Below are 20957 nucleotides of genomic sequence, written 5' to 3' on the forward strand. Positions count from 1 at the left end.
CAATCCTTGTCGCATGCGCCCGGAGTGCGTGCGGGACGACATGCTTGAAAACGAATTTTGCCGCTCATTAGCACAATTTGAAACCGCAGGAAGACGATGACCAGCAACGATCCGCTTCTCCAGCCCTACCAGCTCAAACATTTGACGCTGAAGAACCGGGTCATGTCGACCAGCCATGAGCCGGCCTATTCCGAGGACGGCATGCCGAAACAGCGCTACCGGCTCTACCATGCAGAGAAGGCCAAGGGCGGCATGGCGCTGACCATGACCGCCGGCTCGGCGATCGTCTCGCGCGACAGCCCGGCCGCCTTCGGCAATCTGCATGTCTATGACGACAGGATCGTGCCGTGGCTGGCCGAGCTCGCCGACGCCTGCCACGAGCACGACTGCAAGGTGATGATCCAGATCACCCATCTCGGCCGCCGTACCGGCTGGAACAAGGCCGACTGGCTGCCGGTGCTCTCGGCCTCGCCGGTGCGTGAGCCGGCGCATCGCGCATTCCCGAAGACGATCGAGGACTGGGACATCGAGCGCATCGTCGCCGACTATGCTTCAGCCGCCCAGCGCTGCGAGGCCGCCGGCCTCGACGGCATCGAGTTCGAATCCTACGGCCATCTGATGGACGGCTTCTGGTCGCCGGCCACCAATCATCGCGACGACGAATTCGGCGGCTCGCTGGACAATCGCCTGCGCTTCACCAACATGGTGCTCGATGCCGTGCGGGCAGCTGTCGGCGACAAATTCGTCGTCGGCATCCGCATGGTCGCCGACGAAGATTTCGAAAAAGGCCTGTCGAAGGCGGAGGGGATCGAAATCGCCAGGCGGCTGGCGGGCTCCGGCAAGGTCGATTTCCTCAACATCATTCGTGGCTCGATCGAGAGCGATGCGGCGCTGACCAAGGTCATCCCGGTAACCGGCATGCGCTCTTCGCCGCATCTTGATTTCGCCGGAGAGGTGAGGGCGGCGACGAAATTCCCGACCTTCCACGCGGCGCGCATATCCGACGTGGCCACCGCACGCCACGCCATCGCCACCGGCAAGCTCGACATGGTCGGCATGACCCGCGCCCATATCGCCGATCCGCACATCATCAAAAAGGTGATGGAGGGGCGCGAGCATGAGATCCGCCCGTGCGTGGGCGCCACCTATTGTCTCGACCGCATCTATGAGGGCGGCGAAGCGCTTTGCGTCCACAATGCCGCGACCGGCCGCGAGGCCGAAATCCCGCATATCATCGTCAAGACCGAAGGACCGAAGCAGAAAATCGTGGTCGTCGGAGCCGGCGCCGGCGGGCTGGAGGTTGCGCGGGTCGCGGCCGAGCGCGGCCACAAGGTGATGGTGCTTGAAGCATCGAGCCAGGCCGGCGGCCAGGTGCGATTGGCGACGCAGAACCCGCGCCGCAAGGAACTGATCGGTATCATCGACTGGCGGCTGGCTGAACTCGACCGGCTCGGCGTCGAGATCCGCTACGACACTTGGGCGGAAAAAGACGATGTCCTGGCGCTGTCGCCCGATGTGGTGGTGGTCGCTACCGGCGGCCTGCCGCAGAACCCGCCGCTGACGGCCGGCGACAACCTTGTCACCTCGAGTTGGGACATCATGGCCAGCAGCGTCAAGCCGGCCGAAAATGTGCTGCTCTATGACGACAATGGCGGCCATCAGGGCATGGGCGCCGCCGAACTGATCGCCAATGCCGGCTCGAAACTCGAGCTTGTATCGCCGGAGCGTTTCTTTGCCCCGGAAATGGGCGGCATGAACCATGTGCCCTATATCAGGGCCTTTCAGGAAAAGGGCGTCACCATCACCATCAACACGCGGCTGCGTTCGGTGCGGCGCGAGGGCAATCAACTGATCGCAGAGCTGGCTTCGGATTTCGCCGATGGCTGGCGCGGCGAGCGCAGGGTCGACCAGGTGGTGGTCGAGCACGGTACGCTGCCGCTCGATGATCTCTACCTATCGCTAAAGCCTCTGTCGAAGAATGGCGGTGCGGTCGACTACGAACGGCTGGTGAGTGGTGGCGACATCTTTCCCAAGCGCAATCCAGAAGGCGGCTTCGTGCTGTTCCGCATCGGCGACGCGGTCGCCTCGCGCAACATCCACGCCGCCATCTATGACGGCATCAGGTTCGGCTTGCGTATCTGAAATTAGCTATTGCGAGGATCGGTGGCGCGCGGTCGGACCTGCGTACGAGAGCCCGTATACTTCGGTCTGGCCGCGCGCCCGCACGTCATTGGCTCGTCGCCAGACAACGTACGATTCTGTGAGCTTGTGCTGCGTGGGCGGCGCTCAAAACATTCTGGCCGTGGCCATGCACAGCACGGTCAGCACCAGCAGCCCCCCTGCGATGCGCTCGCCTCTTGTCATCTTCGCGCGCAACTGGCTTTCCGTTGCCGCATCGGCACCGGCAAGCTGCCTGCTGGCTGAGCCCACCAGCGCGCCTTGCACGCCGGCGGCGATCAGGGCCGTCACGATGCCCAGCGCCAGCACCTTCTCCATCGAGCCGAAAACGCCCTCGTGAAAGAAATACCAGAGCAGTATGCCGGTCAGGAAAACCAGACTGGCAGCGCCCATTTGCGGCCGGAAGAACCGTTCCGCCCGGATGTCCGGGTCACGGCCGACCGCGATCGTCGTACCCGCCCAGAATACACCTGCCATGACATGAAGGCCGATAACGACGATGTAGACATATTGCATAACCGGATTTCCTCTTTAGCCCGCCATCTCTCGGTAATTAGATATCAAATGGTTAGATGTCAATGTATAAGTCGCGCCAGTTCCATCCGTGCATGACACCGTCTAGTGTCCTGCAATGACACCCTTCGAACGCCCGCCAGTCGGCATGAATCTCGGACGAACCGCCAAGCTGGTTGCCCAGGCCTTCGACGCTGCCCTGGTCGAGGCCGGTGGCACGCTGCCGGTCTGGCTCACGCTGCTGTCGGTCAAGTCGAGCAAGCTTGCCAATCAGCGTGAACTCGCCGGCATGATCGGCATCCAAGGCGCGACGTTGACCCACCATCTCAACGCGATGGAGGCGCAGGGCCTGCTGACGCGCCGCCGTGATCCCATCAACCGCCGGGTTCATCTGGTCGAACTGACCGCGGCCGGAGAAGCGATGTTCGAGACATTGCGTAAGGCCGCGCTTTCCTTTGACAAGCGGCTGCGGGTCGGACTGTCCGACGAGCGGCTGGCGGAGTTCGCGCAGGTGCTGGCCGTGTTGCGGGCGAATGTGGGATGATCTTGGTGGGATCGACAGGCCTTGTTTGATCCGAGTTGCTCTGCTATATGACCACTCTAGTCATTTTGGAGCAAGCTATGCGCGAGATTCAGTTGAAGGATGCCAAGGCAACACTTTCAGCGGTGGTCGATCAAGCCGTCGCCGGGACGCCTGCCGTCATCACCCGTCACGGGCGCAAGCAGGCTGTCATTCTGTCTTTCGAAGACTATGAAAGGCTTTCGCGCGTGCCAAGTTTTGGACAATTGTTGGCGGCCTTCCCTGGTGACCTTGGCGATATTCCGCCTCGTTCCCGCAAACCGGCTCGCAAGGTTGCGTTGTAACGCGGTCGATGTTTCTGCTGGATACCAATATCATCTCGGCAATGGCGCCGTCCAAGAAAGCGGATCGGCATGCATTGGCGACTTGGCTCGACCAGGCGAGCAACCATCTGTTCCTGTCCGTTGTCACCGCATCCGAAGTTGCCGCTGGAATAGCGAAGGCCGAACGTGAGGGTGCGACAACAAAGGCGAACTCGCTGCGCGGCTGGTGGCAAGCGGTTCAGCACCTTTATGGAGAAAGAGTGCTTCCCTTCGATTTGCGCGCCGCGCATGCTGCGGGACTAATCCTGGATCGGGCGAGGGCGCACCGGCCTGGATTTGAAGACATAGCGATTGCTGCCACAGCCGAGGTCCATGGTTTAACGATACTGACGGACAACGAGCGTCATTTCGCGCCACTTGGTGTGCCAATGCTCAATCCGCTGAAGAGCTTGCCGTCTTTGCCGGCTCAGTCGTCGTAGCCCTGGATTGTCCCAAAAGTGTAATGGCGCAGCTTCAGCGCGGCGATCAAATTGGTCAGCTTCGTCTTGCCGTCGAACGCGTTCTGGAACATCTCGTCATGCATCAGCAGGATCAGCTTGCCGGGTTTGACGAAGCGGCCATAGCCGAACAGGTGATCGATCTCGCTGACCAGATGATCGACGCTCTGCACCGGCTCGCCATTGTCCTTGTGGACCCATTCATGGTCCCAGCCGTAGAGATAGAAGCCTGAGGCCGCGACAAACTCGTAATCGGGCTCTTCACGCCCCTCCTGGGCGAGGCCAAGCGAAGTGTCGTTCTTCGACATGGAGGGCAGCCTGAACACGTCGCGCCCCGGCAGTCTTGCATGCACCACGGGCTTCAAGCCGAGCACCGCATTCGCCCTTACCATGTCGGCGACGACACCCTCGGTGTTGCCGTAGAAATGCCGGTAGTGATTGTAGGCATGGCTGTAGCTGTGGTTGCCGAGCGTCACCAGGGGAAGCTGCCTGGCGCGCTGGACGAGCGCTCTGTTGGCGGCGCTCGCCTGCGCATGCATGCCGACCATGAACATTGTCGCCGGAACCTGTTCGGCTTCCAGCACATCGAGGATGTTGCTTGTGCCGTTCAGCGGCCCATCGTCGAAGGTAAGATAGATTATGCGATCGGCCCCTTGGGCGGGGACCGCAAAAATCAAAAGCGCCGCCAGGACAAACCGAAACGGTGTCATCGGCCCCGATACCCGGTTGCGATCCGACAAAGCCGCCATCTTCACACACGGTTGTCAAGGCAGCCCGGCCGTACCTATGCCAGGCTTCCTTGCAGCACCGTCAGCTTGGCCTTCTTGGGCATGCGGGCGGTCAGCCATTCCAGCGCCTTGTCGTGCGGCATCGGGAAGGCGATGGAGTAGCCCTGCACCTGGTCGCAGCCGATCGCCATCAGCGAATTGAGCTCGGCCTCGGTTTCGGCGCCCTCTGCGACGATCGAGATGCCAAGGCCACGCGCCAGCTCGGTGATGGCGCGGACGATCTTCGAGTTGTCGCCATTCTCATGGATGTTCTGGACGAAGCGGCGATCGATCTTCAGCCGGTCGATCTCGTTCGGGTTGACATGGCTGAGCGAAGCATAGCCGGTGCCGAAATCATCGAGTTCAAGATGGACGCCGGCTGCCCGGATGTGCCGCAGCTTGGCCGCGATGCCCGTCTTTTCGTCGTCGAGGATGACGGATTCGACGATTTCCAGCGACAGTTTCTGCGGCGGCAGCCCCGCCTTTTCCAGCGTCTCGAACAAGAACGCATCGAAATCGTGCTCGCGCAGCTCGGTGCCGGAAACATTGACGGCAAGCCGTCCGAAGGCAATGCCGGCGCGATTCCATTCGGCGGCCTCGTTGATCGCCTTGGTGATGACGATGCGGCCGATCTCGGGCATGAAGCCGCATTTCTCGGCGACCGGAATGAACTCGCCGGGTGGGATCATGCCGCGCTCGGCATGGTTCCAGCGCACCAGCGCCTCGATGCCGCTGATCGTGCCGTTGCTCAGCGAGACCTGCGGCTGGAAATAGACCTGGAACGCCTGCTCGGCGATGGCGACCTTGATGTCGTGCTCAAGCTGCTTGCGATAGTCGAGTTCGCGGCGCAGCTCCTCGGAGAAGAAGGAGAAGTTGCCGCCGCCAAGCTTCTTGGCGGAGTAAAGCGCCAGATCGGCGTGGACCAGCAAATCCCCAGCATTGTCGGCGTCGATCGGATAGACCGCGATGCCGGCGCTGGCGCCTGGGAGAATGGTCGTGCCCTGGAAGACGATCGGCTCGTTGATGTGTGCCAGGATGCGCCGCGCCAGCATATTGATGTCTTCGGTGCCGCCGGCGCCGCCGAGGATCATGACGAACTCGTCGCCGCCCAGGCGCACGCACAGATCCGACGCCCGGCAGGAATCGCGCATGCGCTGTGCCGTGACGACCAGCACATAGTCGCCGGCGGCGTGGCCGAGCGTATCGTTGATCTGCTTGAATCGGTCGAGATCGAGCTGGACGACGGCAAGGCGTTCGCGACGCCGGTGCGTGCCCTTGATCAGCGTGTCGAAATGATCGGTCAGGAACGTGCGGTTGTGCAGGCCGGTGAGGCCGTCATGCACCGCGATGAAGGCCATGGAATTGCGCGCGTCGATCAATTCATGCGTCTTGCGCAGGATGGCGTTCGACATCGGCCTGAAGATGAACAGCGCCACCAGTATGATGACGCCGATTGTGGCGTAGAACAGCGTGCGGTGGAGAGCGAGCAGCTTCTCGGAGCGGTCGTCGGCGTCGGCAGTGATGCGCTGGCCAAGCGCGGCATAGCCCGACAAGGTCGCGTTGGCGACAGACGCGTCGAGATTGACGCGTTCGCCGCCGCCCTTGTAACCGCCATTGCCGCTGAATTGCGATTCATAGGCCGAGATCAGGCGGTCGCCATTGGCGATAAGCCCGACCGAGAAATAGTCGAGGTGGAAGGGCTTGGCGAAAAGCACGCTTTCGATCGACTTCGGGTCAAGCTTGGCCGGCGATTGCGGATCGGCTCCCGTCTGATCGAGCAGCAGATCATAGTTCGTCTCGAACTCCGCCGTTGCCTGCTTGAGCGCGCTGACCAGCGCCGGTTGCTTGTCGCGTGAACCGGCACCCGTTGCGCTGGCAAGGAAGACGATGCGCTGCGACAGCGTCTTTTGCGTGCTGACGATGTCGAGCAAGGTGTGGTTGTGCTGCTGGGTGGCCATCATCTGCTGCAGCAGGATGAAGGAGGCGATCACCATGGCCGCAATGATCAGCAGGGCCAGCCAATAGCCAGCCTTGATCAGCAGTATGAGCTTGCCTGAAACGGTTTGCACCGGCTGCTGCGACATTTTCGGGGGCGGCCCTCTCGCCTACGGATTCTTGCCTAAAGATTCTTGTATGAGCACCATTGAACTGCAAACGTTAACAGGACCGGAAATCGACGGCTGCCCGGCGAGGGGCGGCTGTCGAAAGATCGCGAAATGGTTATCGGCTCGTTTAGCGCCATACCGGCATTTGAGCGGTCATCGGCCAGAACCCTTTGTCGTGGTGTCGTTCCTGGGCCGCATGATGATCGACACCGGGGCCGCATCGTGCTGCTTGCCACCGGTCGGTCGTTTTTGCGATGGATTTTTCGCGCGGACGAGACGACAGTCAGCCCACATCAAACGAGGCCGACCATGACCGCAGCATTCCTCTCCCACATCGACAGCGAGCTCGCGGGGCTCAAATCGGCAGGCCTCTACAAGTCGGAGCGGGTGATCACTTCAACGCAGTCGGCCGAGATCGAGGTCGGCGGCGACAAGGTGCTGAATTTCTGTGCCAACAACTATCTCGGCCTCGCCGACAGCGCCGATTTGCGTGCGGCGGCCAGCCAGGCGCTCGACCGCTATGGCTACGGCATGGCATCGGTGCGCTTTATCTGCGGTACGCAGGAAGAGCACAAGCAGCTCGAATCCACGATTTCCTCTTTCCTCGGCATGGAAGACACCATCCTCTACGGCTCCTGTTTCGATGCCAATGGCGGCCTGTTCGAGCCGCTGCTGGGCGAGGAAGACGCCATTATCTCGGATGCCTTGAATCATGCCTCGATCATCGATGGCGTGAGGCTGTCGAAGGCCAAACGTTTCCGCTACGCCAACAACGATATGGCCGATCTCGAGGCGCGACTGAAAGAAGCCCGGGACTGCCGCTTCCGGTTGATCGCCACCGACGGCGTGTTTTCGATGGATGGCATCATCGCCAATCTCAGGGGTGTCTGCGACCTCGCCGAGAAATACGACGCCATGGTGATGGTCGACGACAGCCATGCCGTCGGCTTCGTCGGCCAGAACGGCCGCGGCTCGGCCGAGCATTGCGGCGTCGAGGGCAGGGTCGATATCATCACCGGGACGCTCGGCAAGGCGCTCGGCGGCGCGTCCGGCGGTTACACCTCGGGCAAGAGGCAGGTGGTCGACTGGCTGCGCCAGCGCTCACGGCCCTATCTCTTCTCCAACACGCTGATGCCGGCGATCGCCGGCGCTTCGATCAAAGTGTTCGAACTGATCAAAGACGGCGATGGGCTGCGCGACAAACTCTACGACAATGCGGCGCGCTTCCGGTCGCAGATGGGCAAACTCGGCTTCACGCTGGCCGGAGCCGATCATCCGATCATTCCGGTGATGCTGGGTGATGCCAGCCTGGCGCAGGAGATGGCGGCGCGCATGCTGAAGCGCGGCATCTACGTCATCGGCTTTTCCTTCCCGGTGGTGCCGAAAGGGCAAGCCCGCATCCGCACGCAGATGTCGGCGGCCCATTCCAGCGCGGATATCGATCGGGCAGTGGAAGCGTTTGCCGCCGTCGGGCGCGAACTCGGGGTCATTTCCTGAAAGGCCGGAATCGAAAAGCGATTCCGGATCAAGAGATTCAAGGGACAAAAGCATGTCGAACATGATGAAGGCGCTGGTGAAGGCCAAGGCCGAGCCAGGCATCTGGATGGAAGAGGTGCCGGTACCGGAGATCGGTCCCAACGACGTGCTGATCAAGATCAAGAAGACGGCGATCTGCGGCACCGACGTGCATATCTACAATTGGGACCAGTGGGCGCAGAAGACGGTGCCGGTGCCGATGGTCACCGGCCATGAATTCGTCGGCACCGTTGCCGATTTCGGCGCTGCGGTCACCGAATACAAGGTTGGCCAGCGCGTGTCGGGCGAAGGCCACATCGTCTGCGGCCATTGCCGCAACTGCCGGGCGGGCAGGGGACATCTGTGCCGCAACACGCTCGGCGTCGGGGTCAACCGTCCGGGCGCCTTCGGCGAGTATCTGGCGATCCCGCAGCACAATGTCGTGCCGATCCCCGATGATGTGCCCGACGAGATCGCCGCCATCTTCGATCCCCTGGGCAATGCCGTTCACACCGCATTGTCCTTTGATCTGGTCGGCGAGGATGTGCTGGTGACCGGCGCCGGGCCGATCGGCATCATGGGCGCGCTCGTCGCGCAATGCGTCGGCGCGCGCAAAGTGGTCATCACCGACATCAACCCGGTGCGGCTGGCGCTGGCCAAGAAACTCGGCGTCCAGCATGTCGTCGACGCCTCGAAGGAAAAGCTGCGCGACGTCATGCCGGCGCTTGGCATGACCGAAGGCTTTGACGTCGGCCTCGAAATGTCGGGCGCCGCCCCCGCTTTCCGCGACATGATCGACACCATGAACAATGGCGGCAAGATCGCCATTCTGGGCATCGCGCCGACCGGCTTCGAGATCGACTGGAACAAGGTCATCTTCAAGATGCTGCATCTCAAGGGCATCTACGGCCGCGAGATGTTCGAAACCTGGTACAAGATGATCGCGCTTGTGCAGGGCCCGCTGGATGTCTCCGGCCTGATCACGCACCGCATCGGCATCGACGATTTCCAAGCCGGCTTCGATGCGATGCGCAGCGGCAGTTCCGGCAAGGTGGTGATGGACTGGTAGATGCCGCCCTACCGCAGGATTCTGTTTTTCATCAGCCATTTCACGGAGCGGGGCCACGCGTGGTTCGCACCCATGCGAAGATCGGTAAACCCCTCCGAAACATGTCTCCCGGTTTCGGCGTCAAGGATGCGAATGAACATAGTATGTTCTGTTCGGTTGACGCGCGTTACGACGCCAAGCAAGGCAAGCGACGCGCCGTGCTCCTTGGCAATCGGGCCTTCACAACCAGCGCAGTTGCGCAATCCGTGCGGCGCAGCAGCCTGTGTATCCCTCGCCGGCACATCAATTACTGTAAAACGCCCAGACTGGGAGAGCATGTCCCTCGCAACTTGTGCCGATTCCGACAGATAGCGCCTGTCATATTCATCCGGGGGAATTATTCCCGCCCCGGCGCTCTTGTCCTCCAATTCGAAAGGGAACACTTCGATCGACATCGGCTTTGTCTGTTGGGCCTGCGCAAATGTGCAGGTGCCTACAAGCAGCGTCACTAGGACACTTAATGTGCGAATGCTCATCGTAGTCCTCCCGTCGGTGTGATGGGCATTATACGCGGCCTGACAACGCAAATCACGATCAAATCGAAGGCAATGCTATGCTTTGGCTGTGGTGGGAGCTCCCACGCAGTCTCGCTCGAACTCTGTCGTTCAGAGTGATTGGCTTGATCTTGGACTAGCTCGGGACCAGACTGGTCTCCAATGCAGCCAGTCCGCTGGTGATCGCCGCGCGCTCTTCAGCACTTAGTCTTGCCAGCAAATCCCGTTCGAACGCTTTCGCCAGCGGCACCATCTCGCGATAGGCGGCAAGCCCCGTTCCGGTCAGCGTCAGATGTTCGATACGGCGGTCTTTTTCGTCCGGTTTTCGCGTCAGCCAGCGACGCCGTTCGAGTTCGGCGACAGCGCGCGAAACCTTTGTCTTGTGCATGGCCGACTGTTCGCCCAGCGCCGTCGCCGTCATCGTGCCACGCTGTCCGAGCCCGGCCAGCGTGCGCCATTCGGGACGCGTGAGGCCGTGACGATCCTTGTATATCCTCGAGAATTCCCGGCTGACGGCCTCGGCAAGCCGGTGCAGCCGGTAGGGCAGGAAATTTTCCAGATTGAGAATTTCAGGCGCGTCGGACGCTTCGATCACCATTTTTCAAAGCCGCCATTGATGGTTACATTTTCAATGGTTACAAATGAAACCAGTTTGGTCAATTGACATCCATTTTGGGAGGAAGCAATGGCCTTTTTCTATATGCCGGGCTTCGGCAACGACTTCGAAACCGAGACGCTGTCCGGCTCGCTGCCGCAGGGACGGAATTCGCCGCAGCGGCCGGCCTACGGTCTTTACGCCGAACAGCTTTCCGGCTCTCCCTTCACTGCGCCGCGCGGCACCAATGAGCGCTCCTGGCTGTACCGCATCCGACCGAGCGTCAAGCACACTGGGCGTTTCAAGGCGGCCAGCTATCCCTTGTGGAAGACCGCTCCCAATGTCGGCGATCATGAACTGGCGCTTGGCCAGTATCGCTGGAATCCGGTGCCGATGCCGAAGGAGCCGACCGATTTTATCAAGGGCATGCGCAGCATCACCACATCAGGCGATGTGCTCGGGCAGACCGGCATGGCAGCCCATGTCTATGTCGCCAACCGCTCGATGGCGGACGATCATTTCTTCAACGCCGACGGCGAGTTGCTGGTCGTGCCGCAGGTCGGCGCCTTGCGCTTCGTCACCGAGATGGGCGTCATAGAGCTTCGGCCCGGCGAGATCGCCGTGCTGCCACGCGGTCTGGTCTTCAAGGTCGAGCTGGTCGACAAGGAAGTGCGCGGCTATGTCTGCGAAAACTACGGTGCCAAGCTGACGCTGCCCGACCGTGGCCCGATCGGCGCCAATTGCCTGGCCAATCCGCGCGATTTCAAGACGCCTTGCGCCTGGTTCGAGGAGAAGGAAACGCCTTGCCGGCTGACGGTGAAATGGTGCGGCAATTTCCATGTCACCGAGATCGGCCATTCGCCGCTCGACGTCGTTGCCTGGCACGGCAACTACGCGCCCTACAAATATGATCTGGCGACCTTTTCGCCGGTCGGAGCGCTGCTGTTCGACCATCCCGACCCGTCCATCTTCACGGTGCTGACCGCACCGAGCGGCGAGGAGGGCACGGCCAATATCGACTTCGTCATCTTCCCGCCGCGCTGGCTGGTGGCCGAAGATACCTTCCGGCCGCCCTGGTACCACCGCAACATCATGAGCGAGTTCATGGGCCTGATCCATGGCCAGTACGACGCCAAGGAAGAAGGCTTTGTGCCCGGCGGCATCAGCCTGCACAATCTGATGCTGGCCCATGGGCCGGATGCGCCTGGCTTCGAAAAGGCCTCGCGCGCGGACCTGAAACCGGTCAAGCTCGACAACACCATGGCGTTCATGTTCGAGACCCGATTTCCGCAGATGCTGACCCGCTACGGCGCCGAACTCGAAACCCGGCAGGACAATTACATCGACTGCTGGGCGGATCTGAAGAAGCGTTTCAACGGCACGCCCGAGGGCGACTGGTCTTGAGCACCGAGCCAATGCCGGACCGCCTGGTGATTTTGGGTTCGAAGGGTGGTCCTGCGCTCCGGCCAGGCGGTCCATGGCCGAGTTCCTCGCTGCTGCGGATCGGCGGCCGCAGCATCGTTGTCGACTGCGGACTTGGCGTGACGCGCGGTCTGGTCGACGCCGGCATCAGCCTGAAATCGCTCGACCTGATCTTCATCACGCATCTGCATTCCGATCATGTGCTGGAGCTGGGGCCGCTGATCCACACCGCCTGGACGGCGGGTCTGGCGGCGCCGGTCCACGTGTTCGGTCCGCCCGGCACGGATCATTATTGGCAGCGCTTTTGCCAGGCGATCGAGTTCGATATCGAAATCCGCATCGTCGACGAGGGCCGGCCGGATATTCGAGACCTGGTTTCGATCGTCGAATTCGGCGAAGGCCAGGTGCTCGAGCAGGGCGGCTTGACGGTTTCGGCGCTGCGCGTCGAGCATCCGCCGGTGACCGACTGTTTTGCCCTCCGCTTCGAACACGGCGGGAAAAGCGTGGTGTTCTCCGCTGACACGGCCTTTTATCCGCCGCTCGCGGAGTTCGCCCGGAGTGCGGATATCCTCGTCCATGAAGCCATGCTGGAGGAAGGCATCGAGCGGCTGGTGGCCAGGACCGGCAATGGCGCGCGGCTGAAAGGCCACCTGCTCGCGAGCCACAGCTTTGCCGAAGAGGCCGGCAGCATCGCCAGCGATGCCGGCGTGAAGAGGTTGGTGCTCAACCACCTCATTCCGGCCGACGATCCCGGGATCGGCGAGGCCGACTGGACTGACGCTGTCAGGAAAACATGGGCCGGCGACTTGACGATCGCCCGCGACGGCCTTGTTGTGGAGTTAAGCAGCGAGAAAGCTGCACAAGGAGAGGAAACTGCATGAAGCTTGCCACATTGAAGGACGGGACGCGCGACGGAAAACTCGTCGTCGTCTCGCGCGACTTGACACGCTTCACCGACGCCTCGTTCCTGGTGCGCACGCTGCAGGCGGCGCTCGACGACTGGCGCCGCATCGCCCCGCATCTCGCGACAATAGCGGAATCGCTTGAGAACAATGCGATGCCGGCGGAGCGCTTCCACGAGCATGACGCCCACTCGCCGCTGCCGCGCGCCTATCAATGGGCCGACGGCTCGGCTTACGTGAACCATGTCGAGCTGGTGCGCAAAGCGCGCGGCGCCGAGATGCCGGCGAGCTTCTGGACCGACCCGCTGATCTACCAGGGCGGCTCGGACGCCTTCATTCCGCCACGTGACCCGATCCGCATGGCTGACGAAGGCTTCGGCATCGACATGGAGGGCGAGGTCGCCGTCATTGTCGACGACGTGCCGATGGGCGCCACTCTCGAAGAAGCGCGCGCTGCGATCCGGCTGGTCATGCTGGTCAATGACGTCACGCTGCGCGCGCTCACCGGACCGGAACTGGCGAAGGGGTTTGGTTTTTTCCAGTCAAAGCCGTCCTCGGCGTTTTCGCCGGTCGCGGTCACGCCGAACGAACTGGGTGACGCCTGGGACGGCGGCAAGGTCAGCCTGCCGTTGCTCGCCGACCTCAACGGTAAGCCGTTCGGCCGGGCCAATGCCGGTGTCGACATGACCTTCGATTTTCCGGCGCTGATCGTTCACGCTGCCAAGACCAGGCCGCTTGCCGCCGGCACGATCATCGGTTCCGGCACCGTTTCCAACAAGCTCGACGGCGGGCCGGGCAAACCTGTCTCGGCCGGCGGCGCCGGCTATTCCTGCATCGCCGAACTGCGCATGATCGAGACCATCGTGTCAGGCGAAGCCCAAACGCCGTTCCTGCGCTTCGGCGACACGGTACGCATCGAGATGAGGGACAAGGCCGGGCATTCGATTTTCGGCGCCATCGAGCAGAAGGTCGAGAAATACGAGAGGTAAGGGAATGACGGGGGTCTATCTGCTGGCCGGTGTCTGGGCACTCGCCATACTGGCGGTCTTCATCCAGGCGATCCGGCTGAGTTACCGCATCGAGGCGCGCTCGCCTGACCTGACCAACCGCAGCGGCTTTCCGCGCAAGGCGATGATGTTGCACACCATCACCAACATGAAAGTCGCCCGGGATGAGGAGACGCAAGCCATGCGTCGGCGCATGAACCGGCTGCTGCTGATCGTTCTTGCGGGATTTGCAGCTATGTGGGCGGGCTTGTATCTGGTGCGGGCAGGGGGCTGATCTCGTGAACCTGCTTGACCATCTGCGCCGTATGGCCGGCAACAATCTGTGGTCGAACGACCGGCTCTACCGCGCGGTGCTGTCCCTCCAGCCCGGTGAGTTCGAGGCCGAACGCACCAGCTTCTTTCCGTCGATCAAGGCAACTCTCAACCACATCCTTGCGGTCGATCTTCTCTATCTCGATTTTCTCGAAGAGGGTGGTCTCGGTGCTGCCGCCCATGACGACTTCGTGCCCCTCGACGAGCCGGCGGCGTTGTTTGCCGCGCAGGTCGCAGCCGACCGGCGGCTGATCGCCTTTTGCGATAGGCTGTCGGCCGACGATCTCGATCGCCGCGTCATCACCGACCGGCGCGAGGACGGCATGATCCCCGAGCGCATCGGCGATATCCTCGCCCATGTCTTTCTGCACGACATCCATCACCGCGGCCAGGTGCACGCCATGCTGTCCGGCACGTCGGTCAAGCCGCCGCAACTGGACGAGTTCTTGCTCGATTATGATTTGAAGCTGAGACAAGTGGAGGTTGAGCGGCTGGGTTTGTGAGACCAATTGCTTGGCCGATCATGCCACAGCGACACCGTAACGGGCGAAATGCGGGTCGGATGTCAAGATGGTCAGGTTCTCTACTTGCGCCTGCGCGATCAGCAGTCTGTCGAATGGATCACCATGATGGTGGGGTAGGCTGCTGACGGCGTTCGCATGCTGCAAAGTGACGGCAAGTGGCTGAAATTGCATTCTGGGAAGCAGCGTTGGCAGATCGTCCGGCGCGTTGAGTTTTCCGATTGAGCGTTTGATGGCAATTTCCCAGACGCTTGCCGCGCTCGCGAACACCACCGCTTCCGAAGCCAAGATAGCGCGGTGGTGCTGGCTGAGACGTGGATCGTCTGAAATCGACCACAGGATGATATGCGTGTCGGCGAGAAACGGGCCGACCGTCATTTCACGTACTCGTCCCATTCGGGACCGAGTTCATCAAAATCGTCCGCAATCCAAATCTTGCCCTTCAAGGCGCCAATACGCGGCAGTGGTTCGGCCGCTGCCGGCGGTACGATGCGCGCGGCCACCTTGCCGTGGCGTGTGAGAACGATCTCCTCGCCGGCTTCCGCGCGGCTGACGAGTTCCGACAATTTGGCCTTGGCCTCGGCGATGGAAACATTCATAGCGCGATCCGTATGACCATAATTTAGGTCATAATTGGTCGCGCCGCAAGAAGCCCGGTTCGAATCTACTACTCCGCAGCCTGAACCTTGATCACCCCGCGCTTGATCTGGTCCTGCTCGATCGATTCGAACAGCGCGCGGAAGTTGCCCTCGCCAAAACCTTCGTCGCCCTTGCGCTGGATGAACTCGAAAAAGATCGGGCCGATCACGGTCTTCGAAAAGATCTGCAGCAGGATCTTGGTCGTGCCGCCGTCGACCACGCCTTCGCCGTCGATCAGGATACCGTGCTTCTTCATCCGCTCGATCGGTTCGTCATGGCCATTCACGCGGTCATACGACATGTCGTAGTAGGTCTCCGGAGGGCCGGGCATGAACTTCAGGCCGTTCTCGGCCAACCTGTCGGTGGCGGCGTAGATCTCGTCGGTGCCGACAGCGATGTGCTGAATGCCCTCGCCATTGTACTTCTTCAGGTATTCGGCGATCTGGCTAGTCTCGTCCTTGGACTCGTTCAGCGGAATGCGGATCTTGCCGCAGGGCGAGGTGATGGCGCGGCTCACCAGGCCGGTGATCTTGCCGTCGATGTCGAAGAAATGGATCTGTTTGAAGCCGAACAGATTGCGGTAGAAATCCCACCACTTGTCCATCTGGCCGCGATAGACATTGTGGGTCAGGTGATCGAGGTAATAGAAGCCGACGCCTTCCGGCCGCGGGTCGCGAGTGCCCAGCCATTCGAACTCGGCATTATAGGCCGAACCCTTCTTGCCGTAGGTCTCGATGAAATAGAGCAGCGAGCCGCCAATGCCGATGATTGCCGGCACGTCGAGCGCCTTGTCGGCGCCTTCGTAAGGCGTGGCTCCCTTGGCAACCGCGTGATCGAAAGCGTGCTTGGCATCGACCACCCGCCAGGCCATAGAGGCAGCACAGGGGCCGTGCTTGTCGACGAATTTCATTGCATGCGAGCCGGGTTCGGCATTGACGACATAGTTGATGTCACCCTGCCGCCAGATGGTGATGTCTTTCGTGCGGTGCTTAGCCACCGCGACATAGCCCATACGGGTGAACAGTTCAGCGAGCTTCTGGGGCTCCGGATGCGCGAATTCGACAAACTCGAAACCGTCGGTGCCGGCCGGGTTGTCCTTGCTGATCTTGGCGGGCGGGGCGTCGTGCGGGAAGGGACCCATCATATTCCTCCGAAGCTGGCCTGGCCTGAAAAGGCCCTTTGACACGATCATAACGCGGAGGAGGCGCACGGTGCTTGCATTCAAACGCTTGAAATGATGATGTCATGCGTGAATCGTGCATGATGCGAGGAAAAACCATGGATGAAGCGCGCATTGATCAGTTTGACCGCAAGATAATGGCGCTATTGCAGGGTGATGCGCGGCTGACCAACAATGATCTTTCGGAGCGGGTGAACCTGTCGGCGTCGCAATGCTCGCGCCGCCGCCAGCGGCTCGAGGAGGATGGCTTTATCAAGGGCTATCGGGCGGTGCTCGACCGCGACAAACTCGGTTTTTCGCTGGTCAACGTCATTTCGGTCACGCTCGCCACGCACAATCGCGACAATGCGCGGCGCTTCGGCGAGCTGGTGGCACGGCTGCCTGAGGTGCAGGAAGCGCACGCGCTGACCGGCGAGATGGATTACATCCTGAAAGTGGTGACGCCCGACCTGAAGTCGCTGTCGGAATTCGTCAACGGCGTGCTCTTGCCGCACGAATCCGTGCAGCATGTGAAGACGGCGATCGTGCTTGAGACACTCAAGGAAACCGCCGCGCTGCCGATCTAAATCTTGAGCGGATCTAACCCTTCGACTGTTGGATCAGCCCATAGAGATTGGTGCAGCGGGCGCCGGAGCGGCAATAGGCGAAGACCGGGCCGTCGAGCTCGTCGAGCGCTTCGGCCTGATCCTCGACATTCTCGGCGGTGATCTGGCCGCTGATGACGGGGATGTAGCGGAAGGCAAGCCCTGCGGCTTCGACCGCTGCCTTGACGGTGTCGGCAGAAGGCTGGCCGGGCTGTTCGTCATCGGGCCGGTTGCAGATGACGCTCTTGAAGCCGGCTTCCTTGATGGCGGCGACGTCCTCAGGCTGGATCTGGCCCGAAACCGAATAGTCCTCGCTGATTTCGCGGTATTCCATGGCAGCATCCTCGCAAACTGGTCAGGCGGCAGTCTTGCCACTCCCCGACATGGGCGGCAATCCATACCGAAGGAATTCTCTGCCAAATAGACACTGCGTGCCGGAAAATCCAACCGGGCCGATGCGGCCCGGCTGGACAATCCTTCATACTCAGCTGCCGAGAATAGCGCCTTTGATCTGACGGATGTTGTTGTGCATCATGTCGATATAGGTCGCGGCCGGGCCGTCGGGCTGCGACAGCGCATCCGAATAGAGCGTGCCGCCGACCTTGATGCCGGTTTCGCTGGCGATCTGTTCGATCAGGCGCGGGTTGGTGATGTTCTCAACGAAGATCGCAGCCGCCTTGTCCTGCTTCACCTGATTGACCAGTTTGGCGACGTCTGCGGCGGATGGCTCGGAGTCGGTCGAGATGCCTTGCGGGGCGAGGAAGGTCAGGCCGTATGCGTGTTCGAAATAGCCGAAGGCGTCATGCGAGGTGATGACGACGCGCTTGCTCTCCGGGATCGAGGCAATCGCCATTTTCACTTCACCTTCGACCGCGTCGAGCTTCTTGGTGTAGGCGGCGGCATTGGTCTGGTAGCTGACGCAGCCTTCGGAATCGGCCGCGCAGAAGGCCTCGGCGATGTTCTTCACGTAGATCCTGGCGTTGGCGATCGACTGGAAGGCGTGCGGATCGGTGACCGTCTTGCCGCCGCCGGTGCCGGCACCTTCGGCCGCGTCGGCGTCGGCGAATTCAGGCTTGAAATCGATCGGCGTCACGCCCTTGGTCAAGGTAATGATAGACGCCTTGGTGGCGCTGGCATCGACCAGCCGCTGCAGGAAACCTTCGAAATGCAGGCCGTTGACCAGCACGATGTCGGCCTTGGCCATGGCCACAGCATCGGCCGGGCTCGGCTCGTAGACATGGGCGTCGCCATCCGGCCCGACAATGGTGGTGACGTCGATGCGGTCGCCGCCGACATTTTTGGCGAAATCGGCAATGACGGTGAAGCTGGCGACCACTTTCAGCGGTGCCGCCAAGGCCGACGATGCGCCAAAGGCGGTTAATGTTATAACGCTCATAGCCAAGGCGGCATGGATCGATTTCAGCATAGACGGGTCTCCTTCTAGGGGCGGGGATCAGGCCGTTCTGTGACGGTGATGGATGATGCGCGCGCGCAGAATGCCGCGCGTGCCAAACAGGATCGAGGCGAAATAGACGACGCCGGCCGACAGGATGATGGCCGGGCCGGACGGCAGTGACGCGTGATAGGACAAAAGCAGCCCGGCGACGCAGGACGCGAAGCCGATCAGCACCGCCAGCACGCACATCGGCTCGACGCGAACTGTCCAGAAGCGGGCGGCTGCGGCCGGCAGCATCATCAGCCCAACCGACAGAAGCGTGCCGAGTGCCTGGAAGCCGCCGACAAGGTTGAGCACGACAAGGCCGAGGAAGATGAAATGCACCGGACTGCCGAGCCGGCTGACCGAGCGCAGGAACAGCGGGTCGAGGCATTCGGCGACCAGCGCCCGCCAGAAGATGGCGAGGCTGACCAGCGTCACCGCGACGATGCCGCCGATCAGCGTCAGGGCCTCATCGTTGAGCGCCAGCACGGTGCCGAACAGCACGTGCATGAGATCGACGCTGGAACCGCGGATCGACACCATCAGCACGCCGATGGCGAGCGAAATCAGATAGAACGCCGCCATCGAGGCGTCCTCGCGCTGGATGGTGAAGCGCGAGACGGCGCCGGCGCCGAGCGCGACGATGACGCCGGCGATCAGGCCGCCGATGGTCATCGGCAGGATCTCCAGTCCATAGAACAGGAAGCCGGCGGCTGCACCGGGCAGGATGGCGTGCGCCATCGCGTCGCCCGACAGGCTCATGCGTCGCAGCATCAGGAAGACGCCGATAGGGCAGGCGCCGAGCGACAGCATCAGCGAACCGATCAAAGCCCGCTGCATGAAGCCGAAATCGGCGAAGGGCGCGATGACAAGACCGTAAAGCATGTCCATCAGGCAGCCCTCGGTCCGACGCCGTGTTGATGGTCATGGTGATCGTGGCCATGGTGATCGTGACCATGAGCGTCCTCGCCCGGCTCGCACCAGGGTGCATTTTCTTCCCAGGCTTCGTGGAAGCGGCGGGCGCGCAACAGGTTATCAGGCTTCAGCGTTTCCCTGGTTTCGCCCCAGGCGATCGGCTGGCGGGCGAGAAGCAGCGTTTCGGGGAAATTCTGCCGCACCAGGTCCAGATCGTGCACGACAACCATGATGGTGCGTTCCTCGCCATGCCAGTGCTTGATCAGGGCAATGAGGTCGCCGACCGTCTTGGCGTCGACAGCATTGAAGGGTTCGTCGAGCAGGATGAGGTCGGCGTCCTGCAGCAGGACACGCGCAAACAGCGTGCGCTGCAACTGGCCGCCCGACAGCGTGTCGATCGGCCGCTTCTCGAAACCGCCGAGGCCAACCGCCATCAGCGCCTTGCTGACGTCTTCGCGATCTTCCTTGGTGTAGCGGCAAAGCAGGCCGCGCCGTGGCCACAGGCCGAGCGAAACCAGATCCACCACCCGTGCCGGAAAGGAGCGGTCGAGCTCCGATTGCTGCGGCAGATAAGCGGCACGTACACCGGGCGCGCGGATAACCTCGCCGGCCATCGGCTTCAGGACGCCGACAATGCCTTTCATCAGCGTCGATTTGCCGGAGCCATTGGCGCCGACCACAGCGGTCAGTGAGCCCTTGCGGATGGTGCCGTCGAGATGATGGATCGCCGGATGGCTGCCGTAGCCAAGCGTCAGGTCGCGGAATGTCAGGCAGGTATTTGTCATTCTGCGATCCGTAGGCGGCGAAATCCGGCTGCTGGCAGCGGCCGACTGGATATGTGATGTTATTACATTAGTCAACAAGCCAATCCGGCGGAATTGCGGCCGCAGGGTCAACTTGCCGTGTTTGCACATCCATATGCCGTTGGCCCAAGGGGATTCGACCTGACGATCTTGCCCGAAGCCGGTCGCGACTCTAAAGAAGCGCAACCGCCACAGGAAGGAACCATCCAATGAGCATTCGTCGCATCGATATTGGCCCGCGCATGAGCCAGATCGTCATCCATGGCAATACCGTCTATCTGGCTGGTCAGGTCGGCCAGCCAACCGGCAACGTCGCTTCGCAGACCAGGGACATCCTGGCGGCCATCGACGAACTGCTGGCCAAGGCCGGTTCCGACAAGACCAAGATACTGCAGGCGATCATCTGGCTGGCCGACATGAGCACCTTTGCCGAGATGAACGCGGAGTGGGACAAGTGGGTGCCGCAAGGCAACACGCCAGCCCGCGCCACCGGCGAAGCAAAGCTCGCCACCCCGGATTATCTGGTCGAGATTATTATTACCGCGGCGATTTGATCGGCGGCCTTCTACCTCCCCCTTGTGGGGAGGTCGGACCGAAGGTCCGGGTGGGGGTCGGCGCC

Annotated in this window: 25 protein-coding genes; 13 read left to right on the plus strand and 12 right to left on the minus strand. The window is 61.6% G+C overall.

Annotated features, from left to right (window positions below; all coding sequences use genetic code 11):
• The first annotated feature begins 96 nt into the window (after positions 1-96).
• The gene (locus NKI66_RS22555; RefSeq protein ID WP_023813573.1) at positions 97-2142 is read left to right on the plus strand and encodes an NADH:flavin oxidoreductase; all 2046 of its coding nucleotides are present in this window, start codon (positions 97-99) and stop codon (positions 2140-2142) included.
• A gap of 144 nt (positions 2143-2286) precedes the next feature.
• Here the strand turns inward: NKI66_RS22555 and NKI66_RS22560 are convergent, their stop codons facing one another.
• On the minus strand, positions 2287-2694 hold the full coding sequence (locus tag NKI66_RS22560; RefSeq protein ID WP_023813574.1) for a hypothetical protein: 408 nt from the start codon (positions 2692-2694) through the stop codon (positions 2287-2289).
• Positions 2695-2809: 115 nt separating this feature from the next.
• On the opposite strand from NKI66_RS22560, the gene NKI66_RS22565 reads away from it, so the two are divergent.
• From NKI66_RS22565 to NKI66_RS22575, 3 genes are all read left to right on the plus strand, one after another.
• Positions 2810-3235 carry a MarR family winged helix-turn-helix transcriptional regulator gene (locus NKI66_RS22565; RefSeq protein WP_023813575.1) on the plus strand — a complete coding sequence of 142 codons (426 nt, stop codon included), beginning with the start codon at positions 2810-2812 and terminating at the stop codon, positions 3233-3235.
• Between the two features lie 77 nt (positions 3236-3312).
• Positions 3313-3555 carry a type II toxin-antitoxin system Phd/YefM family antitoxin gene (locus NKI66_RS22570; protein ID WP_023813576.1) on the plus strand — a complete coding sequence of 81 codons (243 nt, stop codon included), beginning with the start codon at positions 3313-3315 and terminating at the stop codon, positions 3553-3555.
• Between the two features lie 8 nt (positions 3556-3563).
• The gene (locus tag NKI66_RS22575; protein ID WP_023813577.1) at positions 3564-4013 is read left to right on the plus strand and encodes a type II toxin-antitoxin system VapC family toxin; all 450 of its coding nucleotides are present in this window, start codon (positions 3564-3566) and stop codon (positions 4011-4013) included.
• On the opposite strand, the gene NKI66_RS22580 is transcribed toward NKI66_RS22575, so the two are convergent.
• Both NKI66_RS22580 and NKI66_RS22585 read right to left on the minus strand, forming a co-directional pair.
• Entirely contained in the window at positions 4001-4741 is a 741-nt protein-coding gene (locus tag NKI66_RS22580) for a polysaccharide deacetylase family protein (protein WP_023813578.1), read from the minus strand. The genes NKI66_RS22575 and NKI66_RS22580 overlap by 13 nt on opposite strands.
• 74 nt (positions 4742-4815) lie before the next feature.
• The gene (locus tag NKI66_RS22585; protein WP_352753018.1) at positions 4816-6882 is read right to left on the minus strand and encodes a putative bifunctional diguanylate cyclase/phosphodiesterase; all 2067 of its coding nucleotides are present in this window, start codon (positions 6880-6882) and stop codon (positions 4816-4818) included.
• A gap of 330 nt (positions 6883-7212) precedes the next feature.
• Here NKI66_RS22585 and NKI66_RS22590 point away from each other — a divergent pair, with 330 nt between their 5' ends.
• Both NKI66_RS22590 and tdh read left to right on the plus strand, forming a co-directional pair.
• Positions 7213-8400, plus strand: coding sequence for a glycine C-acetyltransferase (locus NKI66_RS22590; protein ID WP_352753021.1), 1188 nt, complete (start codon positions 7213-7215; stop codon positions 8398-8400).
• A 52-nt stretch (positions 8401-8452) separates the two neighbouring features.
• Positions 8453-9487: an L-threonine 3-dehydrogenase gene (tdh, locus tag NKI66_RS22595; protein WP_013532321.1), complete on the plus strand. Its 1035-nt coding sequence runs from the start codon at positions 8453-8455 to the stop codon at positions 9485-9487.
• Positions 9488-9495: 8 nt separating this feature from the next.
• Here tdh and NKI66_RS22600 read toward each other — a convergent pair whose 3' ends face one another.
• Together NKI66_RS22600 and NKI66_RS22605 are read right to left on the minus strand one after the other, a co-directional pair.
• Positions 9496-10002, minus strand: a complete 507-nt coding sequence (locus NKI66_RS22600; RefSeq protein ID WP_023813581.1) for a DUF2380 domain-containing protein — start codon at positions 10000-10002, stop codon at positions 9496-9498.
• Positions 10003-10156: 154 nt separating this feature from the next.
• Positions 10157-10618 (minus strand): MarR family winged helix-turn-helix transcriptional regulator, encoded by a 462-nt coding sequence (locus NKI66_RS22605; protein WP_352553949.1) that lies wholly within the window; start codon positions 10616-10618, stop codon positions 10157-10159.
• Positions 10619-10705: 87 nt separating this feature from the next.
• On the opposite strand from NKI66_RS22605, the gene hmgA reads away from it, so the two are divergent.
• From hmgA to NKI66_RS22630, 5 genes are read left to right on the plus strand one after another with little or no spacing between them, the layout of a single operon-like run.
• Positions 10706-12019 carry a homogentisate 1,2-dioxygenase gene (gene hmgA / locus NKI66_RS22610; protein ID WP_352753025.1) on the plus strand — a complete coding sequence of 438 codons (1314 nt, stop codon included), beginning with the start codon at positions 10706-10708 and terminating at the stop codon, positions 12017-12019.
• An 11-nt stretch (positions 12020-12030) separates the two neighbouring features.
• Positions 12031-12918, plus strand: a complete 888-nt coding sequence (locus NKI66_RS22615; RefSeq protein ID WP_352753055.1) for an MBL fold metallo-hydrolase — start codon at positions 12031-12033, stop codon at positions 12916-12918.
• On the plus strand, positions 12915-13928 hold the full coding sequence (locus NKI66_RS22620) for a fumarylacetoacetate hydrolase family protein (RefSeq protein ID WP_128305082.1): 1014 nt from the start codon (positions 12915-12917) through the stop codon (positions 13926-13928). Before NKI66_RS22615 ends, NKI66_RS22620 begins: the two co-directional genes overlap by 4 nt.
• Before the next feature lie 4 nt (positions 13929-13932).
• Positions 13933-14220 carry a hypothetical protein gene (locus NKI66_RS22625; protein WP_128305083.1) on the plus strand — a complete coding sequence of 96 codons (288 nt, stop codon included), beginning with the start codon at positions 13933-13935 and terminating at the stop codon, positions 14218-14220.
• A 4-nt stretch (positions 14221-14224) separates the two neighbouring features.
• A complete protein-coding gene (locus tag NKI66_RS22630; protein WP_023813587.1) occupies positions 14225-14761 on the plus strand; it encodes a DinB family protein in 537 nt (178 codons plus the stop codon).
• An 18-nt stretch (positions 14762-14779) separates the two neighbouring features.
• Here the strand turns inward: NKI66_RS22630 and NKI66_RS22635 are convergent, their stop codons facing one another.
• The 3 genes from NKI66_RS22635 to hppD form a co-directional block, all read right to left on the minus strand.
• Positions 14780-15157, minus strand: a complete 378-nt coding sequence (locus tag NKI66_RS22635) for a type II toxin-antitoxin system VapC family toxin (RefSeq protein ID WP_023813588.1) — start codon at positions 15155-15157, stop codon at positions 14780-14782.
• Complete coding sequence (locus tag NKI66_RS22640) at positions 15154-15378, minus strand: type II toxin-antitoxin system Phd/YefM family antitoxin (protein ID WP_023813589.1); 225 nt, start codon at positions 15376-15378, stop codon at positions 15154-15156. The genes NKI66_RS22635 and NKI66_RS22640 overlap by 4 nt, the downstream gene beginning before the upstream one ends.
• 68 nt (positions 15379-15446) lie before the next feature.
• On the minus strand, positions 15447-16559 hold the full coding sequence (gene hppD, locus NKI66_RS22645; RefSeq protein WP_128305110.1) for a 4-hydroxyphenylpyruvate dioxygenase: 1113 nt from the start codon (positions 16557-16559) through the stop codon (positions 15447-15449).
• A gap of 137 nt (positions 16560-16696) precedes the next feature.
• Here hppD and NKI66_RS22650 point away from each other — a divergent pair, with 137 nt between their 5' ends.
• Complete coding sequence (locus NKI66_RS22650; RefSeq protein WP_128305084.1) at positions 16697-17164, plus strand: Lrp/AsnC family transcriptional regulator; 468 nt, start codon at positions 16697-16699, stop codon at positions 17162-17164.
• 13 nt (positions 17165-17177) lie between these two features.
• Here NKI66_RS22650 and NKI66_RS22655 read toward each other — a convergent pair whose 3' ends face one another.
• From NKI66_RS22655 to aztA, 4 genes are all read right to left on the minus strand, one after another.
• Positions 17178-17516 (minus strand): protein tyrosine phosphatase family protein, encoded by a 339-nt coding sequence (locus NKI66_RS22655; RefSeq protein WP_127270126.1) that lies wholly within the window; start codon positions 17514-17516, stop codon positions 17178-17180.
• Between the two features lie 150 nt (positions 17517-17666).
• Positions 17667-18608, minus strand: a complete 942-nt coding sequence (aztC, locus tag NKI66_RS22660) for a zinc ABC transporter substrate-binding protein AztC (protein WP_352753028.1) — start codon at positions 18606-18608, stop codon at positions 17667-17669.
• A gap of 27 nt (positions 18609-18635) precedes the next feature.
• Complete coding sequence (gene aztB, locus NKI66_RS22665) at positions 18636-19511, minus strand: zinc ABC transporter permease AztB (RefSeq protein ID WP_031212890.1); 876 nt, start codon at positions 19509-19511, stop codon at positions 18636-18638.
• Positions 19511-20320, minus strand: a complete 810-nt coding sequence (aztA, locus tag NKI66_RS22670; RefSeq protein ID WP_352753030.1) for a zinc ABC transporter ATP-binding protein AztA — start codon at positions 20318-20320, stop codon at positions 19511-19513. The genes aztB and aztA overlap by 1 nt, the downstream gene beginning before the upstream one ends.
• A 227-nt stretch (positions 20321-20547) precedes the next feature.
• Between aztA and NKI66_RS22675 the strand changes: the two genes are divergently transcribed.
• Complete coding sequence (locus NKI66_RS22675; RefSeq protein WP_352721281.1) at positions 20548-20892, plus strand: RidA family protein; 345 nt, start codon at positions 20548-20550, stop codon at positions 20890-20892.
• Positions 20893-20957: the final 65 nt, after the last annotated feature.

The sequence above is a fragment of the Mesorhizobium sp. M0518 genome, from assembly GCF_040321125.1.
Classification (GTDB): Bacteria; Pseudomonadota; Alphaproteobacteria; order Rhizobiales; family Rhizobiaceae; genus Mesorhizobium.

Coding starts and splice junctions, on each gene's coding strand:
- NKI66_RS22675 (WP_352721281.1), top strand. CDS start 20,548: ATGAGCATTCGTCGCATCGATATTGGCCCGCGCATGAGCCAGATCGTC.
- NKI66_RS22640 (WP_023813589.1), bottom strand. CDS start 15,378: ATGAATGTTTCCATCGCCGAGGCCAAGGCCAAATTGTCGGAACTCGTC.
- NKI66_RS22605 (WP_352553949.1), bottom strand. CDS start 10,618: ATGGTGATCGAAGCGTCCGACGCGCCTGAAATTCTCAATCTGGAAAAT.
- NKI66_RS22615 (WP_352753055.1), top strand. CDS start 12,031: ATGCCGGACCGCCTGGTGATTTTGGGTTCGAAGGGTGGTCCTGCGCTC.
- aztA (WP_352753030.1), bottom strand. CDS start 20,320: ATGACAAATACCTGCCTGACATTCCGCGACCTGACGCTTGGCTACGGC.
- NKI66_RS22625 (WP_128305083.1), top strand. CDS start 13,933: ATGACGGGGGTCTATCTGCTGGCCGGTGTCTGGGCACTCGCCATACTG.
- aztB (WP_031212890.1), bottom strand. CDS start 19,511: ATGGACATGCTTTACGGTCTTGTCATCGCGCCCTTCGCCGATTTCGGC.
- hppD (WP_128305110.1), bottom strand. CDS start 16,559: ATGGGTCCCTTCCCGCACGACGCCCCGCCCGCCAAGATCAGCAAGGAC.
- aztC (WP_352753028.1), bottom strand. CDS start 18,608: ATGCTGAAATCGATCCATGCCGCCTTGGCTATGAGCGTTATAACATTA.
- tdh (WP_013532321.1), top strand. CDS start 8,453: ATGTCGAACATGATGAAGGCGCTGGTGAAGGCCAAGGCCGAGCCAGGC.
- NKI66_RS22575 (WP_023813577.1), top strand. CDS start 3,564: ATGTTTCTGCTGGATACCAATATCATCTCGGCAATGGCGCCGTCCAAG.
- NKI66_RS22570 (WP_023813576.1), top strand. CDS start 3,313: ATGCGCGAGATTCAGTTGAAGGATGCCAAGGCAACACTTTCAGCGGTG.
- NKI66_RS22580 (WP_023813578.1), bottom strand. CDS start 4,741: ATGACACCGTTTCGGTTTGTCCTGGCGGCGCTTTTGATTTTTGCGGTC.
- NKI66_RS22585 (WP_352753018.1), bottom strand. CDS start 6,882: ATGTCGCAGCAGCCGGTGCAAACCGTTTCAGGCAAGCTCATACTGCTG.
- NKI66_RS22655 (WP_127270126.1), bottom strand. CDS start 17,516: ATGGAATACCGCGAAATCAGCGAGGACTATTCGGTTTCGGGCCAGATC.
- NKI66_RS22600 (WP_023813581.1), bottom strand. CDS start 10,002: ATGAGCATTCGCACATTAAGTGTCCTAGTGACGCTGCTTGTAGGCACC.
- NKI66_RS22650 (WP_128305084.1), top strand. CDS start 16,697: ATGGATGAAGCGCGCATTGATCAGTTTGACCGCAAGATAATGGCGCTA.
- NKI66_RS22635 (WP_023813588.1), bottom strand. CDS start 15,157: ATGACGGTCGGCCCGTTTCTCGCCGACACGCATATCATCCTGTGGTCG.
- NKI66_RS22590 (WP_352753021.1), top strand. CDS start 7,213: ATGACCGCAGCATTCCTCTCCCACATCGACAGCGAGCTCGCGGGGCTC.
- NKI66_RS22555 (WP_023813573.1), top strand. CDS start 97: ATGACCAGCAACGATCCGCTTCTCCAGCCCTACCAGCTCAAACATTTG.
- NKI66_RS22565 (WP_023813575.1), top strand. CDS start 2,810: ATGACACCCTTCGAACGCCCGCCAGTCGGCATGAATCTCGGACGAACC.
- hmgA (WP_352753025.1), top strand. CDS start 10,706: ATGGCCTTTTTCTATATGCCGGGCTTCGGCAACGACTTCGAAACCGAG.
- NKI66_RS22620 (WP_128305082.1), top strand. CDS start 12,915: ATGAAGCTTGCCACATTGAAGGACGGGACGCGCGACGGAAAACTCGTC.
- NKI66_RS22560 (WP_023813574.1), bottom strand. CDS start 2,694: ATGCAATATGTCTACATCGTCGTTATCGGCCTTCATGTCATGGCAGGT.